Source organism: Rothia sp. HMSC061E04 (assembly GCF_001813685.1).
Lineage (GTDB): Bacteria > Actinomycetota > Actinomycetes > Actinomycetales > Micrococcaceae > Rothia > Rothia mucilaginosa.
In genome coordinates this window covers 15522-31681 of the sequence record NZ_KV813705.1, presented here as the reverse complement: position 1 = coordinate 31681, position 16160 = coordinate 15522, and the positions used below count along the sequence as shown (strand labels likewise).

The window sequence follows — 16160 nt, the reverse complement described above, 5'->3', positions numbered from 1 at the left end:
CACATAAGATAGTCCGCCGGGTCCCTTCTTTATATCGTTGCTATGCGCTCAGTCTTTTATCGGGTGGTGCGTTCCAGCAGCTGCAGCACGTTCTGGTAGCTGTGGCCGGTCGCCTCCGTCATGCCCTGCTCACAGGTGCGGTTAGCCGAAATGTATGCGGCGAACTGCTTCTGCTCGCTCAGCTCCGCAGCCTCCGCCTCGGTAGCGCTCGCAGTCAGCTCCGGGTGCAACATACCGCGGTCACCCGCGTAGCCACAGCAACCCCAGCGCTTCGGCACGTACACGTCGTCGCTCATCGCGTTCGCAATCTTCTCAAACGCAGGCTGAGTACCCAGGTGAGTCATGGAGCAGGTCGGGTGCAGAGCAACCGACGGCAGGGGAGCGGACACGCTCAGCTTGTCCAGCATGTTATCGGCGGCGAACTGAACCGCATCGTACATGCGCAGACGCGAGTAGTCCGGCTCACCCGGCTTCAGACCGTTCACGATCTTGTGCTCAAGCGCCTTAATAACCTTCTCGCGCATCACCTCAAGGCCCTCAGTACAGGACGAAGCGTCACACACGACCGGCAGGCGGCCACCGTCGGTAGCCTCCCACAGGGACTTCAGCACGCGGTCGCTCATGATCGAGTAGCCGTCAGTGAAGCCCTTCGACTTCCACGGGGTGGAGCAGCACATCTCACCAATGTTGTCCGGGATGCGGTACTTCACGCCCGCACGCTCGCACAGGCGGATGAACGCCTGAGTTGCGTTGACCGGGTCGTGCTTGCCGTCGCCGTCCACGCCGCCAAACATGGAGTTCACGCAGGCGGGGAAGAACACAATCTCAGCGGTTGCGTCCTTATGCGGCTTACGTGCCGGGCCACCAACCGGCAGGTCCTTCTTGTAGGAAGGAACCATGTCGTCGCCCATGACCTTGCGGGCAATGTTGGTGGTGCCGTGCACCACGGGGAACGGCAGCTTCTTCGCCACGGTCAGGGCCTTGCCGGCGACCTTGTCCATGACGCCCCACTGCTGCGCGGCGACCTTCCAGCCGGTAGCGGCCAGCTTATCCTGGTTCTCAGAACGCAGGCGGCGAATCAGGTCACCGGTGTTGATGTTCACGGGGCAGCGGGTCTGGCACATGCCGTCCACAGCACAGGTCTCAATACCGTAGTACTCGTACTCCTTACGCAGGCGCTCAGCGAGCTCGTGGTCGCCGTTCGCCTCAGCGGCAGCAATCTCACGGCGCAGCACAATACGCTTACGGGGGGTCAAAGTCAGGTTACGGGAGGGGCAGACCGGCTCACAGTAGCCGCACTCCACACAACGGTCGACTTCTTCCTCAACGGTCTCAGCGACCTTCAGATCGGTCACGTAGTCGGTGCCCGGCTCAACCAGCAGAACGCCCGGGTTCATGAAGCCCTTCGGGTCAATGAGGCGCTTAATCTGGCGCATCACGTCGAAGAGTTCCTCACCGAACTGGCGGCTCACAAACGGAGCCATGATACGGCCGGTACCGTGCTCAGCCTTCAGCGAGCCGTCAGCGGAAAGGATCAGCTGAACCATTTCTTCGGTGAACTCGCGGTAGCGGTCCAGCTGCTTCGGGTCGCGGAACTGCTCGTTCAGCATGAAGTGGATGTTACCGTCCTTCGCGTGACCGAAGATCACGGAGTCCTGGTAGCCGTGTGCGTCGAACAGCTTGGTCAGGTCGCTACAGGTGTTGCCCAGAACCTCAACAGGAACAACCACGTCTTCCAGCAGTGCGTTAGTGCCGGAGCGGCGGTTACCCGCAACGGTGGTGTACAGGCCGCGGCGTGCCGCCCACAGGGCGTTACGCTCAGACAGCTTGCTGGTCATCGACACGGGCGATGCCACGGGCAGGCTCTTAAACATGGGTGCCGCAGCGGCGGCAAGGTCGCTCAGCTCCTGCTCGGAGTTACCCTGGAACTCAACCAGCAGAGCGGCGTGATCCTTCACGTCAATGGCGGCGAGCGCCTCCGCAGCCTGACCGGTACGCTGAGCCACACGAATACTGGTGGCGTCCATCAGCTCGACGGTAGCGAGCTTGTTAGCAACCAGTTCAGGCACGGAACGTGCAGCATCAATCAGGTTGTCGAACACGAGCAGGCCGGTGGAAATGTTCTTCAGAATCGGCAGGGTGCGGTAGGTTGCCGAAGCGACGAAGCCGAGGGTGCCTTCCGAACCAATCAGCAGGTGCTGCAGAATGTCCACGGGGGTTTCGAAGTCGACCAGGGAGTTCAGGCCGTAACCCATGGTGTTCTTCATAGAGTACTGCTGGCGAATCTTCGCCATGGATTCGGGGTTCTCGGTGACGCGCTTACGCAGGCGTAGCAGGCCCTCGTGAAGTTCAGGTTCGAGGGAGCGTAGCTTCTGGTCGGCGTCCGGTTCTGCGGTGTCAATGATGGTGCCGCTGGGGAGCACGAACACCATGGAGTCCAGGGTGTTGTACGTGTTGTAGGCGGTACCCGAAGACATGCCGGAGGAGTTGTTCGCGACCACGCCACCGATGGTGCAGGCGGACCAGGATGCCGGGTCGGGGCCGAGCTTATAGCCGTAGGGCGCCAGGTAGTTGTTGACCATCATGATGGTCGCACCGGGCTGCACACGCACCTTCTTGCCGTCTTCAAGGACCTCGATTTTCTTGAAGTGTCGGCGGGTGTCGATCATGAGGCCGTCACCGCTGGACTGGCCGGAGAGGGAGGTGCCGCCGGAGCGGAAGGTGAGCGGCAGGCCGAGGTCGCCGGCTGCGCGGAAGATGTTGGCGACGTCTTCGGCGGAGTCGGGGCGGATGAGGCCTGCGGGCACGAGCAGGTAGTGGGATGCGTCGTGCGAGATTGCCAGGCGTTCGAGTTCGGAGACGCTGGATTCGACTGCCTCGGCGCGCGCGTCAGAGAGCAGGCGCTTGAGGGTGTCTTCGTAGGGGGACTTGAGTGCTTCGGACGTGTTTGACACGACGGTCATAATCTTGCTTCCTTACTGGTGACAGGTGTGTGAATGCTGTCTTTATTCCAGTATCTTCCTTTGAACGCCGTCTTTTCTGGTTAGTTATGGCTAAGCTTGGCGACTACTTGTCACCATACTGGGTGTCGGTTTTACACCGAAGCGAGCGGCGGGGTGTGCCGCGTGTTGGCGGGCTTCCCGGGGTGTTTCGCGGGGTTGCCCGCGCGCATCTGTGGAGGCGCGCTCGCCTCCCTCAACCTGGTTTGAGTTTTTCTTAGGCGCGGCCGCCGAGTGCCGTAACATTCCAGCGGCTAACCCAAAAGAAAGCGTGGGGCAGAAAGCTACATGCTTTCCACCCCACGCTTATGTAATGTTTAGGCTTCGTCGAAGAAGTCCTCATCAAGCTTCATGATGGTGTACGTACGTGCCACCTGCACACCAACACCGTACTTAATCATGAAGCGTGCCAGGTGCTCACCATCAATCAGAACGAGAGAAATTCCGCTACCAAGTTCCTCCGCGTAGCCGCGTGCGCCAGACGTAAAGGAGCTCGACGTGATGAACACACCCTGCGTTGCCTTGCCGTGCAGCGCGCCCACAAAGTTCTGAAGGTCGGGGCGGCTCACCACATTGTCCTTGGCGTAACGCTTAGCCTGGACATAAATCTTTGAAAGACCCAACGCATCCTGGTCAATGATTCCATCCACGCCGCCGTCATTGGAAGCCGGAGTAACGGTGCCGCGTCCTGCAGGGCCACCGTAGCCCATCGCCAAGAGAACATCCACCACCAGATGCTCAAAAGCAGTCGGAGACATTGCGCGGACGCGTTCCAAAATGTCGTGCGTCAGCGCGGACTCAATCTGAGTGATGCTTTCGTCGATGAGTTCCTGCGGGGTGCTATCAGACACCTCAGAGGGGGCAGTCGTGACGGTAACGGTCTTGGCAACGGTCTTCGGGGTTTCCTGCGGGTCCTGCTCGGAACTATCAGACTGGGAACGCTCACGCGTGCTGCGGGCGGAACGAACGATATGTGCGACGACATCATCAGGGATGCCCCCAGGATGGGCTTCAATCAGCTTCAAGCCTTCGTCAGAAATAACCTGCTGACCGCGGCGCGGGGAATCAACTGCACCGAACATCTTGAGATAGGTCAAACCCCAACTAATACGGTCCACATAAACGGGACGCTTGCCGTTCGGCAGGTAGGGTAGCAGCTGCTCATCAGAAAGCGGATAGCGCTCCGCTACAGCGCTATAAATCTCTTTATTGGTGCGAGGGATGCGGTCAGACAGATAGCCAAGAATACCGGGAATGAATTCGTAGAACTTGGGAAGTTCAACCTCAGTGGTATCAGGCGACTGAGCGGTCATCGGTGTATCTCCATTGATTGATAACGGCTGGTTAATAACGGCGGGTAGTCCGTTCTTAATATACCTCTAATACAAAAGATAATCGTTACCAGAGGTGCCTGTTTTCCCTTGTGCAGGCTTTATTAGCGCCGCAGCTGCTCTTAGGCACGCCCGCCGAGGGCCGTAACATTCCAGCTAGCAGTACTATCAGAAGTCACCACACCACAAAATAGGGGAGAACCCGCCGAAGCACGCACCCCCAAATCCTCCACAAACACGCGGCCACCCGCAGGCACACTACGCTCCTTACGATCCACACCCGCACAATACACCGTCATCTTCGCACCCGAACGGTTCTCCACCGCAACCGAACCGCCGCCCGATTTCGACACAGTATCGTGCACAAAACCGCGGTGTAAAGACCGCCGCCCAAAGGTCACAGCACAAGGTCACAGTGCAACGAAATAGAAACGCAAACGCAACGGCGTGGAGTATCATTCACACTATGGATAAGGCAGAACAGAACCAGACAGACAACACGGTAAAGAACGGCACAGCACCCAATACCTCGGGGAATACCTCGGGCAATATTCCGGGGAACAGCCCGGTGGGTGCGTCTGCGCGCCCTGAAACTGTTGCATCTGAAACTACCGCATCTGAAGCCGCCGCTGAGAATACCACGAAGGCTGGTTATACCCAGTCGGCACCGGCAGAATCCAGTGCCGCCAAAACTAGTGCTGCAGCAAGTAGCCCCGCAGAGGCTACCGCCCCCGGCATGGAGGCAGTACAGGTTGATGCCGTGCAGATTGATAGCGCCCGCCTGGACAGCACCCACTCCGTCTACTCCACCGACCTGGACCCCGACGACTACGAAGAGGTCGTCGAAGAATACGCCACCACCGACGCGCCGGACGGTACGCACCGCGAGGAGCGTCGCATCACCCGCACCACGCATCACCCGCACGGCAAGGGCGACCAGAAAGCGGGCACCCAGGGTAACCCCGATGGTGACGCCGAGATTATTGATGTAGGCGAACCTGAAACGCACACCACGACTATCCGCACGGTCACCCGCACCGTCACGGACCCGCCGCGTCGCGCCCCGCGCACCCGCCTGTTCCGCACGCTCAGCAAGTACCGCGGCGAGAAGAACCTGGCGGCGTGGGAGGAACGCTCCTCCACGCCCATGTTCGTGGCGTCCGTACTGTACCTGCTCGCGTTCGCCGCGCCCATCATGAGCACACGCATTCAGGAGCCGTACGACGCGTACCTCAACATCATTCAGATGATCCTGTGGGGCCTATTCGCCGCCGACTACTGCATTCGCCTGTACTTGGCGCCGCGGCGACTCTACTTCATCACGCATAACCTGATGAACCTGGCGATTGTGCTGCTGCCCGCGTGGCGTATTGTCAGCTTCCTCTCCATGATTTATATGACCGCCAACCGCCAATATAAGAGGCTCTCAGAGCTGGCGGTGAAGCTCTTCGGATACACCGCGATCTTCATCATCATGTTTGCCCTGTCGATCTATTCGGTGGAGTCCTCCGAGCCGGGCGCGATGATTCGTGACCTGCCCACCGCCTACTGGTGGATGTTCACGACCCTCGCCACGGTCGGCTACGGAGACGTTTACCCGGTCACCGGTATCGGCAGGGTCATCGCCGTGATCGTCATGCTGTACGGCGGGGGCTTGGTCGCGGTTGCTACCGGTGCGCTCGCGAGCTGGATTATCGAAAAGTTTGGTGGCAGGGAGGAGCAGGAGTACCCCGCAACCAAGGCTGACGTGGACGATCTTCGCCAGGAGATTTCTGAGCTGCGCGCCCTGCTAGCTCGTGAGTATGCGCGCCGTGAAGCCCACGACTGCAGGCTGCGTGAGGTCGTAGATGAGGAGGGCGTGCACCCCGTTCCTTCGGAGGCGGAGGCGGCACGCCGCGCCGGTTTCAGCGCCGCCGCGGGCTTTACTGCCCCTGGTACTCCTGGCGCTCCGGGTGCTGCTGCGGCAGCTTCTGCGGAGGCTACCCCGAACACCGCGCCCGGCGCCGCGCGGGCTGGTGAACCTGCCGACTCCTCGGCATCTCATGAGGTTGCGGTGCGCGAGCAGGAGCCGGTCGCCCTGCTGGAGGAGACCCGCCAGACGTTCACGATTATTCGTGAGAAGTTCTCGCTACGTTCCCGCAAGCAGTAGTCCGCTCGCAAATACCCTGCGGACAGTAACCGGGCTGTAGCGGCTCGGTTGCGGTAGCGCAGATATGACAGTTTGGTTGAGGCTCGGCACTCAAACCCACACCGCATACCCGTTGTGGCGGTGGGTTTGGGTGCCGAGCCCACGTTAAGGCAAGACGAAGGCAAGAAAACTGCCACCCACGCCACCGTGCGAGATATTTCGCCTTGTCGAGGCAAAATTAGCCCGCGGAGTGCAAATTGGGGCTCATGTGCGTGAAAAACCCCTCAACTTAAGGTCTAATGTGACCAAACTATCTTTTTAAAAATGACCGCTACTGGTGAAACTCCTAGCCAGAGCCTATAAACTATCTACCGTGCCGGTTATCGAACGCCCTGTAGCCTCAATGCGCTACGGGGTGTCGTCGTATCCCCACCTCACTCACGGGGAGGCACCACTCAACTCACAAACTCACTCAAACACATACTCTGTTAGGACACGTTCGTGGCACCTAAGTCAACTCTGAGCGCGCTCGCACTACTCGGCGCGCTCTCCCTCACCGCGTGCGCATCCGCACCGAATAACGCCTCCGCAAGTGCGGTTGTTGACCCCGCAGCTTTTGAAACCGTCGAGCCTAGTGCCGTTTCCGCCCCCGGCGATGACAGCACCGGAATTAAGGCGGCGGTTAATGCCTCGCATGACCCGTCGATTCACCCGACCGCGACTCAGCCCACTGAGACCCCCGCGCCGGCGGGTGCCGGTAGCTATACGCCGGATGCTCAGGAGCAGACCATCTCCACCGCGGCACCCATGCCTTCCTCGGTAGCCGTTGCGCGCTCGCAGAAAATCATGGACGGCACCTGGATTCAGCAGGGTGCCGCCGACCTTCAGAACTACATGGACGCCGTCATCCACGACGGCATTATTGAAGTCACCTACCACCTGAACCACGAAGAGCTGGCAACCCCCTTCTGGTTTGGTACTTTCGAAGCGAAAGACGGTAACTTCACCCACGTTTCTCACGTGGACCGTGTGAAGCTGACCCGCGCACCATATGCCTCCAACAAGGAAACTAAGGAATTCACCATGGAGGACGGCGTGCTGAGCTTACCCATGACCTTTGAGGGTGCCACCCGCATCATTCACCTGGAAAAGCTTCACGGCTAAGCGCACTGCCGGGGGAGTCATCTCATATCTGGCATGCATGACGGATGAGGCGTTCCCGTTGCCGCGTGCGGGCTATAGAATGGGACTATGAGCGAGAACATGACCCCCGAGCACGGCACCGCAGCCTCGGTGCAGGATTCCTTCGAGCTGCCCAGCGCACCGGACCAGTTCCAGCGCCTGTGGACCCCTCACCGCACCGCTTACGTGAGCGGTGGCCAGAAGGACTACACCGAGAAGACCTGCCCCTTCTGCACTGCGCCCAGCCGCAGTGATGAGGAGTCGCTGATTGTGCATCGCGGCAAGCATGCCTTCGTGATTCTCAACCTCTACCCGTACAACCCCGGTCACTTGCTGGTCTGCCCGTACCGCCACATCCCGTTCTACGATGATGCAACCGAGGCGGAAACCGTTGAGATCGCGCAGCTGACTCAGCTCGCCATGAAGGTTCTGCGTGAGGTGTCGCATAATGATGGCTTCAACATTGGCATTAATCAGGGCAAGGTGGGCGGCGCGGGCATTGCTGATCACCTGCATCAGCACATTCTGCCGCGCTGGAGTGGGGACACGAACTTCCTGCCGATTATCGCTCACACCAAGACCATGTCACGCACGCTGGATGATATGCGTGTGGCCATTGCGGAGGGGTTTGCCCGCCTCAGCTAGATAGCTCGGTGCACTGGTTGAGAGGCTTGGTGAGTTTGCGAATCTGCACTAATTGCTTTAATTTGCAAACCAGTGCAGAAAAAATTTGCTTCATAAATGCGTAGATTAGGTGTTTAACGCTCATTTGAATGATGTTACGTCTGCTATGTATGGCAAAGTTTTAAATGCAGCGACGCTGCGGGGAAGCTTCCGGCTTCCATGAACACCGCATAGCTCACCGAAAAATAGCGGTCACCGATCGCTTTCGGGCTTGGCAGGGTGAACGCCCTGCCTCAACCACAGAGGTCAGCGCCTCAGCTGAGAATCCACCCCGTCGTGCGTGAACGCACGGCAACACTGCGGGGGTGCGGATTAGCGTGAAGGACGCTGGCCTCTTTTTTGCTTTTTGAGGGCACTGCTTTTGCCCCTCAGGGACGTTGCGCCAGGATGCGCCGCCGAAGACGTGATACCCGGATGCACCCGCACCCCTCGAGAAAGAACCCAGGAGAAAGAACCCGCCAGACCCGCTAGAGTGGAATGCTATGGACTACCCCAACCTGCTTGAGACTGCTTTCGACGAGTTTAGCGCTGTGCCCGCCGCCGGTGATTCTGCAGGCGCGCCGCAACTACTCATCTGGAGGCAGATCCGCTGGTCCAACCGCCGCCCGCTCATTGAGGTGGAACCGGTCGTGCCCGGCGGGGTCCCTGAAGGAGCTCATAACCGGGCATCTCAAGCGGCGGGGGCGCCCCATATGACGGGGGAGAGTGCCCCTAATCAGGAAAGCAGCCCCGCGCAGCGTGGCGTTCCAAGCGGGGTTCGCATCCAGATTCCGTTGACCCCCGGCGCCTACCTGGGGTTGCGTATTCCGCGCGATAGCGAGGGGGAACTCTACCGCTACTGCGCCGGATACACCACCGGCACGAGCAATAACGCCGCCCCCGAATCTGCGGGAATCCGCCGCGTACCCTGCCCCGAGGGCACCCGCATCCAGCGTGGCCAGCAGTGCCCGCGCTGCACCGCCCGCGACGAATTCACCGCCCTGCACAGCGCGCACCTGTACCCCGGAACGCTCACCGAATCCATGCGCGCCTACGCCATGCTGGAGCATCGCCTCTACATCGCGACTTTCCCGGACGGCACGCACAAGGTCGGCACGAGCTCCCTGCATTCGACCCCGCGCCGCCTGGATGAGCAGGCGGTCGCCACCGCCACCTACATTGCGCTTGCACCTGACGGCCTTGCCATTCGCCGCGCCGAGGACGCCGTGACCGCCCTCGCGAAGATTCCGCAGGTCAAGCAGGTGGCGAGCAAGTACCGCGCCTGGACGAACCCGCTGCCCGGTGCGCAGCTTCGTGTTGCCCATCAGGAGGCGGTTGCCCGCGCCCGCGAAGCGCTCGCCGAACTAGCACGTACCGACCCGGAGGTGCCGCTCACCGCCCTGGATGAGCCGTGGATTCCGTCGCTTGCCATGAACCGCCCGTATGCGGCTCTGCGCGCGCAATCGCCCGAACCGCTGGCGCCCTGTGAATCTGGTCTGGGTGGTTCCGGTACTGAGAGCGGGGCGGCTGGCTTCTTCTGCACGGGCGCGGCGGGTCAGTTTTTGAGCGCCCACACCGGCGATGCTGACGCGGCGTTCCTGGTGAATACTGCCGCGTGGCGGAATGTGCTGGTGGAGCCGGCGCAGGAGTTCACGCGGGTGAGGGTGCAGGGTTCTCTGTTCTAAGCGGGCTTGCTCTTCTAAGCGGGCTCGCTGTTCTAATACCCCCGGCGCTTCGCCCTAGCCGGAGCCCCGCACCAAACCCCACCCCGCCCGAACCAAACCCCGCACCAAAACCCCAGTAACCCCGCCCCGTCCGGCATGAGCGAACGAGCCCGGCGGGCCATTCAGCCGCTGGCGTGCGTGTACTAAAATGGTAAGCATGTCCAAACCCCTCATTCGTCTTCTCGGCCAGGGCGTACGCGCCGCGACTAAGCTTCGCGGCGGCGGCTCCGCCTTCCCCGGCCTTGTCATGGAAAAATTGCACCCCGACTTCGTCGCTGAAGAGCTCGCGAAGCTGCCCTACGGCGTGGTTGTTGTCTCCGGCACGAACGGTAAGACCACCACCACGAAGATGGCTGTGCAGCTGCTTGAAGCTCAGGGTCTGAAGGTTTTCACTAACCGCACCGGTTCGAACTTTGTGCGCGGTGTCGCTGCGGCACTGCTGGGCGAGATGACCCTCGGCGGCAAGCTTGATGCTGATATTGCTGTGCTTGAGCTGGACGAGGCGCACGCCGTGCACTTCGTGAAGGCAGTCAAGCCCGATTACGCTCTGCTGCTGAACGTTCTGCGTGACCAGCTGGACCGCTTCGGTGAGATTGACACGACCCGCCGCATGCTGGCGACCGTCGCCTCCGCAACGACCGGCACCGTGGTGCTCAACCGTGAGGACCCGCGCATCCGCTCCCTCGCTGAGAACGTGCAGCCTGGCGTGACCGTCAAGTACTACGGCCTGGATGAGTCCCTGCGTTCGTACTTCCCCTCGGACGATGAGATGCGCGGCGGCACCGTCGCGAAGGCAACCCTGCCCGACGCAGACGTCACCCTGACCGCTTTCTCCGGCACCTCCGCAACCTTCGACCTGGCGGGCGTAGAGCGAGTCGGCGAAATCAACCTCTACGGCATCTACAACATCTTCAACGCGGCTGGCGCTATGGCGCTGACCCGCGCCGTCATGGGCGAAAAGCTCAACGAAGATAAGCTCATCGCGGAGCTGGCGAAGATTACCCCCGCCTTCGGTCGCGGTGAGACCCTGAACGTGAACGGCCGCCCGCTGCAGCTGCTGCTCGTGAAGAACCCGAGCGGTTTCCGCCTGTCCCTGGCGAGCGCGAACGCTGACGACTACGCCACCATGATCACGATTAACGACCAGTACGCTGACGGTCGTGACGTGTCCTGGCTGTGGGATGTTGACTTCGACAGCTTGAAGAAGACCGGCGTGCAGATGGTTTCGGGTGTGCGCGCCTGGGATATGGCGCTGCGCCTGGAGCATGACGGCGTGAAGGTTGACGAGGTCAACGAGAACCTCGTCGATGCGCTCAAGGGCTTCATCGCCTCCAGCGGTAACGCGCCCATGCGTATTTTCTGCACCTACACCGCAATGCTGGCTCTGCGTGAAGAGCTCGCAAAGATCACTGACGTTGAGAGGGTTTCCTAATGACGGCAACTCACACTTTTGAGGGCACCCCCGCCTCCGGCCCCAATAACGGTAAGACTCTGCGTATTCTGCAGCTGTACCCGCTCGACATGAACATTTACGGCGACTGGGGCAATACCCTGGCGTTGGCTCGTCGCGCGCAGGCGCACGGCTTTGACGTGCAGATTCTGGACCACAACCCCGGTCAGCCTTTCCCGGAAGATGTTGACATCATTCTGGGTGGCGGCGGTCAGGACTCGGGTCAGTCCGTGATTCAGGATGACCTGCACGCGAACGGTGACACGCTGCGCTCGCTGGCTGAGGCTGGTGTGCCGATGCTCGTCATTTGTGGCCTGTACCAGCTGTTCGGCAAGGAATTCCGCACCCGTGAGGGTGAGGTGCTGAAGGGTATCGGCATTTTTGATGCGCGCACGGTCGGCGGCGATGACCGCCTGATCGGCAACATTGTTGAGGAGTCTGAGGAGTTCGGCACCGTGATTGGTTTTGAGAACCACTCGGGCCTGACTTACCTGGGTTCCGGCTGCACCCCGCTGGCTACCGTCACCAAGGGTGAGGGTAACAACGTGACCGATGCGCATGAGGGTGCGCGCGTGCACAATGTGATTGGCACCTACCTGCACGGTTCGCTTCTGCCGAAGAACCCGAAGATTTCGGATTACCTGATTGAGCAGGCGGCTCAGCGTAAGTTTGGCGAGTTCACGCCGAACACGATTGACGACTCGCTGGTGGAGAAGGCGCGCGCTTCGGCTGCGTCTCGCCCCCGCTAGCCTATTCCTGGCGGTGGCGTGCACTTTCTGAAGTGGTGTGCGCCTCCGCTACGGTATAGTTATGTGAGTACAGTACGGTGCGTGGGACGTTTCGCCGTGCCCGCACGGAGGTTTTGACTAAGGGAGATACGAATGTCCGGTCACTCTAAATGGGCGACTACTAAGCACAAGAAGGCTGCTATCGACGCCAAGCGCGCGAAGGCTTTCGCGAAGTTCATTAAGGCAATTGAAGTTGCAGCACGTATGGGCGGCGCTGATATTGCTGGTAACCCCGCTCTTGACCTGGCTGTGTCGAAGGCGAAGAAGAACTCCGTTCCTAACGACAACATTGACCGCGCAATCAAGCGTGGCGCTGGCCTGACCGGTGAGACCATTGACTACACCGAAATCATGTACGAAGCACGCGGCCCGCAGGGTACCGCTCTGTACATTGAGTGTCTGACCGATAACCGTAACCGTGCAGCGTCTGAGGTTCGCCTGGCTGTGACCCGTAACGGCGGCACCATGGCTGACCAGGGTTCGGTTGCGTTCCTGTTCGAGCGTAAGGGCGTTGCTGAGGTCACCAAGACTGACGGTCTGACCGAGGACGACGTTCTGATGGCTGTTCTGGATGCAGGTGCCGAAGAGGTTCTGGACGAGGGCGACGTGTTCACCGTTGTTTCCGCACCGACCGACCTGCCTGAGATCCGTAAGGCACTGGACGAGGCTGGCCTGGAGTACAACAACGACGACCCGGTCTTCCGCCCGACCATGCAGGTTGACCTGGACGCTGAGGGTGCTAAGAAGTTCATGAAGCTGGCAGACGCTATTGAAGAGCTCGACGACGTTCAGAACGTCTACTCGAACGCTAACGTTTCTGCTGAGGTCATGGCAGAGCTGGAAGCTGAGTAATCACTCGGATTCTGATATCTGATGCTTGAAGAAGCCGCTCCTTTAACCGAGCCGCCGTAGGGTGGCTGGTTGGGGGAGTGGCTTCTTAGCGTCTGGGGCTATTTTGGGGATGCGCTGGGTACTTTTCGCGGGGCGCGCGGTGACTGTTCACGCGGTGACCGCGCTTGTGATGGCCGTTCTCGTAGCACGCCCCGGTGCCGGGTGCTAGGATTCTGAAGGGCTAGAATCTAGAGATTCTAGAGGGAGCTTGTCGAAAGGGGAGATGATGGCCGCCGCTCAAACTGCCGCACGCGATAGCATGCGCGAGAACCGTACCGCCGCCGCCGTGGAGCGTGTGCCGGGCGCAACCCGCATCATGGGTGTTGACCCGGGCCTGACCCGCTGCGGCTTCTCCATGCTCGATATGACCGCCGACCGTAAGGCGCACTTCGTGAACGTGGGTGTTGCCGGTACGATCCCGGCGGAGTCCCTGGACCAGCGTATTCTCTGGATTTTCAATGCCGCCTCCCACTGGCTCGACACCTATAAGCCGGATGCCCTGGCAATTGAGCGTATCTTCGCTCAGGAGCAGGTGAACACGGTGATTGGTACGGCGCACGCTTCGGGCGCGGTGATTTCTGCTGCGGCGATGCGCGGCGTGCCGGTGTTCTTCCATACCCCTTCGGAGGTGAAGGCGGCGGTGACCGGTAGTGGCCGCGCCGATAAGGCATCCGTGGGCCGCATGGTGACCCGCATTCTGGGTTTGGATTCTATGCCGAAGCCCGCCGATGCTGCCGATGCCCTGGCGATTGCGATCTGTCACGGCTGGCGTGGCGGCGGCATCGGTTCGGGTATCAATATGGCAGCCCAGACGCAGACTCACCAGGGTTCACACCCGGCGCAGTCGCCTCGTGGTGGGTCGTTGACTCCGGCGCAGCGTGCCTGGATGGAGGCGGAGGCGCGCGCCCGCCGCTAGAGGCGCCGCCGCTAGAAGGTGCCTTCGCGGGCTCTGGCGCCCTCTCCTGCTGGCTCGCATGTATTCGCTAAGAAGTTCGAATATATGCTTGATTTCAGAAGAAATATTCTAATATACTTGTAGTGTCTCCCCGTTGAATTGGGGGAGTGCGTTCTGTGGGTGCCGGAGTTCCCGGTGCCCTCACACTGCCGCGAGCCTCATTCCTGGGCGCGGTGTTGAAAGGTGGAGAGAAATGATTGCATCCCTGACCGGTCGTGTGGTTCAGGTGGGCCTTGATCATGCGGTGATTAACGTGAACGGTTTCGGCATGCTTGTGTACGCTACCGCGCGTACTCTCTCCAAGCTGCGCACCGGTGAGGAAGCTACCGTGCTGACCACCATGATTGTGCGTGAAGAGTCGATGACCCTGTACGGTTTTTCGGAGCCTGCCGAGCGTGAAGTGTTCGATATGATGCTTTCGGTTTCCGGTATTGGTCCGCGTATTGCCCTGGCGGTGTTGAGTGTTCACACTGCCGCTGAGGTGGAGCGCGCCGTGGCGACCGGTGACGATAAGGCGTTCACGAAGGTTCCCGGTATTGGTCCGAAGGGGGCCCGCCGTATTGTGCTGGAGCTTGCCGGCAAGCTGATTCTCAGCGATGGCCAGACCGATGAGCTGCCGCTGAGCCAGGGCATTATCTGGAAGCCGCAGGTGCTTGACGCTCTCACCTCCCTGGGCTGGAGCGAGAAGGACGCTTCCGCCGCTATTGACGCTTACGTGCAGCACAACCCTGCCGCAGAGACTGAGCCGGTGGGTGTGGCTCTGCGCGGTGTGCTCGCCTCCTTGGGTACTCAGAACACGGTGGGCCGCCACTAAACGGCGCGCCCTGTTCGATGTATCCCACTCAAACTTTTGTGAAAGAAGAATTCTATGAGCCAGAATCCCTATGAGCCGCAGCCCGCGGCGTCCCTGGTTTCCGGCGGGTATTTTCCCGGTCAGGTGCCCGGCACTCAGGCGTCTTCAGCTCCCGCCCAGCGCCTGGTGGCGATGGAAGAAGAGCCTGAAGAGAAGATGATTGAGGCGGCACTGCGCCCTAAGTCCCTGGATGACTTTGTGGGTCAGCGCCGTGTGCGTCAGCAGCTGTCCCTGGTGCTGGAGGCTTCGAAGATGCGTGGCCGTAGCGCCGACCATGTGCTGCTGTCGGGCCCTCCCGGTCTAGGTAAGACCACGCTCGCAATGATTATTGCGGCAGAGATGGAGGCGCCGCTGCGCATCACCTCCGGCCCGGCGATTCAGCATTCGGGTGATTTGGCGGCCATTCTGTCTTCGCTGACCCCCGGTGAGGTGTTGTTCCTGGATGAGATTCACCGTATGAGCCGCCCAGCTGAGGAAATGCTCTACATGGCGATGGAAGATTTCCGTGTGGACATTGTGGTCGGTAAAGGTGCGGGTGCGACTTCCATTCCGCTGGAGCTACCGCAGTTCACCCTGGTGGGTGCGACGACCCGTGCGGGTCTGCTACCCGGCCCTCTGCGCGACCGTTTCGGCTTTACCGGTCACCTGGAGTTCTACTCGGTGGAGGAGTTGGAGCTGGTGCTTCGCCGTAGTGCGGGTCTGATGGATATGCAGATTACCTCCGAGGGTTTCACCGAGATTGCCGGTCGTTCCCGCGGCACGCCGCGTATTGCGAACCGCCTGCTGCGCCGTGTGCGTGACTGGGCGCTGGTGAACGGCGTGGACCGCATTAACGCGACCGATGCCGCAACCGCGTTGGACATGTACGAGGTGGATTCGCGCGGCCTGGATCGTCTGGACCGCGCCGTGCTGGAGGCGCTGATTCACAAGTTCGGCGGCGGCCCGGTGGGTCTGTCCACCCTCGCCATTGCGGTGGGTGAAGAGACGGAGACCGTGGAGACGGTTGCCGAACCGTACCTGGTGCGTGAAGGCCTGATTGGTCGTACCCCGCGCGGTCGTGTGGCTCTGCCCGCGGCGTGGGAGCACCTCGGCTTGGAAGCCCCGGAGATTCAGCTCTAGATGCGCATTAGCTGATAACACTGTAGTAGCCCGTGGGAGGTATCCGCCTCCTGCGGGCTTCTCTGTACCCCGGTTTC

Annotated in this window: 13 protein-coding genes; 10 read left to right on the top strand and 3 right to left on the bottom strand. The window is 60.6% G+C overall.

Translation table 11 applies throughout. The features are described 5' to 3' along the window. Positions 1–56: 56 nt before the first annotated feature. The 3 genes from HMPREF2927_RS06040 to HMPREF2927_RS09050 all read right to left on the bottom strand — a co-directional run bounded on the left by HMPREF2927_RS06040 (position 57) and on the right by HMPREF2927_RS09050 (position 4683). Positions 57–2963 (bottom strand): FAD-binding and (Fe-S)-binding domain-containing protein, encoded by a 2907-nt coding sequence (locus HMPREF2927_RS06040; RefSeq protein ID WP_070686440.1) that lies wholly within the window; start codon positions 2961–2963, stop codon positions 57–59. Between the two features lie 353 nt (positions 2964–3316). Further along, on the bottom strand, positions 3317–4312 hold the full coding sequence (locus HMPREF2927_RS06035; RefSeq protein WP_070686438.1) for a restriction endonuclease: 996 nt from the start codon (positions 4310–4312) through the stop codon (positions 3317–3319). A gap of 140 nt (positions 4313–4452) precedes the next feature. Beyond that, positions 4453–4683, bottom strand: coding sequence for a hypothetical protein (locus HMPREF2927_RS09050; RefSeq protein ID WP_141744435.1), 231 nt, complete (start codon positions 4681–4683; stop codon positions 4453–4455). Positions 4684–4796: 113 nt separating this feature from the next. On the opposite strand from HMPREF2927_RS09050, the gene HMPREF2927_RS06030 reads away from it, so the two are divergent. From HMPREF2927_RS06030 to ruvB, 10 genes are all read left to right on the top strand, one after another. Further along, positions 4797–6479, top strand: coding sequence for a potassium channel family protein (locus tag HMPREF2927_RS06030; RefSeq protein ID WP_070686436.1), 1683 nt, complete (start codon positions 4797–4799; stop codon positions 6477–6479). A gap of 480 nt (positions 6480–6959) precedes the next feature. Further along, positions 6960–7622 carry a hypothetical protein gene (locus tag HMPREF2927_RS06025; protein WP_070686435.1) on the top strand — a complete coding sequence of 221 codons (663 nt, stop codon included), beginning with the start codon at positions 6960–6962 and terminating at the stop codon, positions 7620–7622. A gap of 87 nt (positions 7623–7709) precedes the next feature. Further along, on the top strand, positions 7710–8285 hold the full coding sequence (locus HMPREF2927_RS06020; protein ID WP_070686433.1) for an HIT family protein: 576 nt from the start codon (positions 7710–7712) through the stop codon (positions 8283–8285). 521 nt (positions 8286–8806) lie between these two features. Further along, complete coding sequence (locus tag HMPREF2927_RS06015) at positions 8807–9988, top strand: hypothetical protein (protein ID WP_070686431.1); 1182 nt, start codon at positions 8807–8809, stop codon at positions 9986–9988. A gap of 187 nt (positions 9989–10175) precedes the next feature. After that, positions 10176–11459 (top strand): Mur ligase family protein, encoded by a 1284-nt coding sequence (locus HMPREF2927_RS06010; protein WP_070686429.1) that lies wholly within the window; start codon positions 10176–10178, stop codon positions 11457–11459. Beyond that, positions 11459–12226, top strand: a complete 768-nt coding sequence (locus HMPREF2927_RS06005; RefSeq protein ID WP_070686427.1) for a type 1 glutamine amidotransferase — start codon at positions 11459–11461, stop codon at positions 12224–12226. The genes HMPREF2927_RS06010 and HMPREF2927_RS06005 overlap by 1 nt, the downstream gene beginning before the upstream one ends. 132 nt (positions 12227–12358) lie before the next feature. Further along, positions 12359–13117 (top strand): YebC/PmpR family DNA-binding transcriptional regulator, encoded by a 759-nt coding sequence (locus tag HMPREF2927_RS06000; RefSeq protein WP_005508777.1) that lies wholly within the window; start codon positions 12359–12361, stop codon positions 13115–13117. Positions 13118–13415: 298 nt separating this feature from the next. Continuing rightward, positions 13416–14072, top strand: a complete 657-nt coding sequence (gene ruvC, locus HMPREF2927_RS05995) for a crossover junction endodeoxyribonuclease RuvC (RefSeq protein WP_070686661.1) — start codon at positions 13416–13418, stop codon at positions 14070–14072. A 232-nt stretch (positions 14073–14304) separates the two neighbouring features. After that, the gene (gene ruvA, locus HMPREF2927_RS05990) at positions 14305–14925 is read left to right on the top strand and encodes a Holliday junction branch migration protein RuvA (RefSeq protein WP_070686425.1); all 621 of its coding nucleotides are present in this window, start codon (positions 14305–14307) and stop codon (positions 14923–14925) included. A 171-nt stretch (positions 14926–15096) separates the two neighbouring features. Then, on the top strand, positions 15097–16083 hold the full coding sequence (gene ruvB, locus HMPREF2927_RS05985) for a Holliday junction branch migration DNA helicase RuvB (protein ID WP_172855776.1): 987 nt from the start codon (positions 15097–15099) through the stop codon (positions 16081–16083). Positions 16084–16160: the final 77 nt, after the last annotated feature.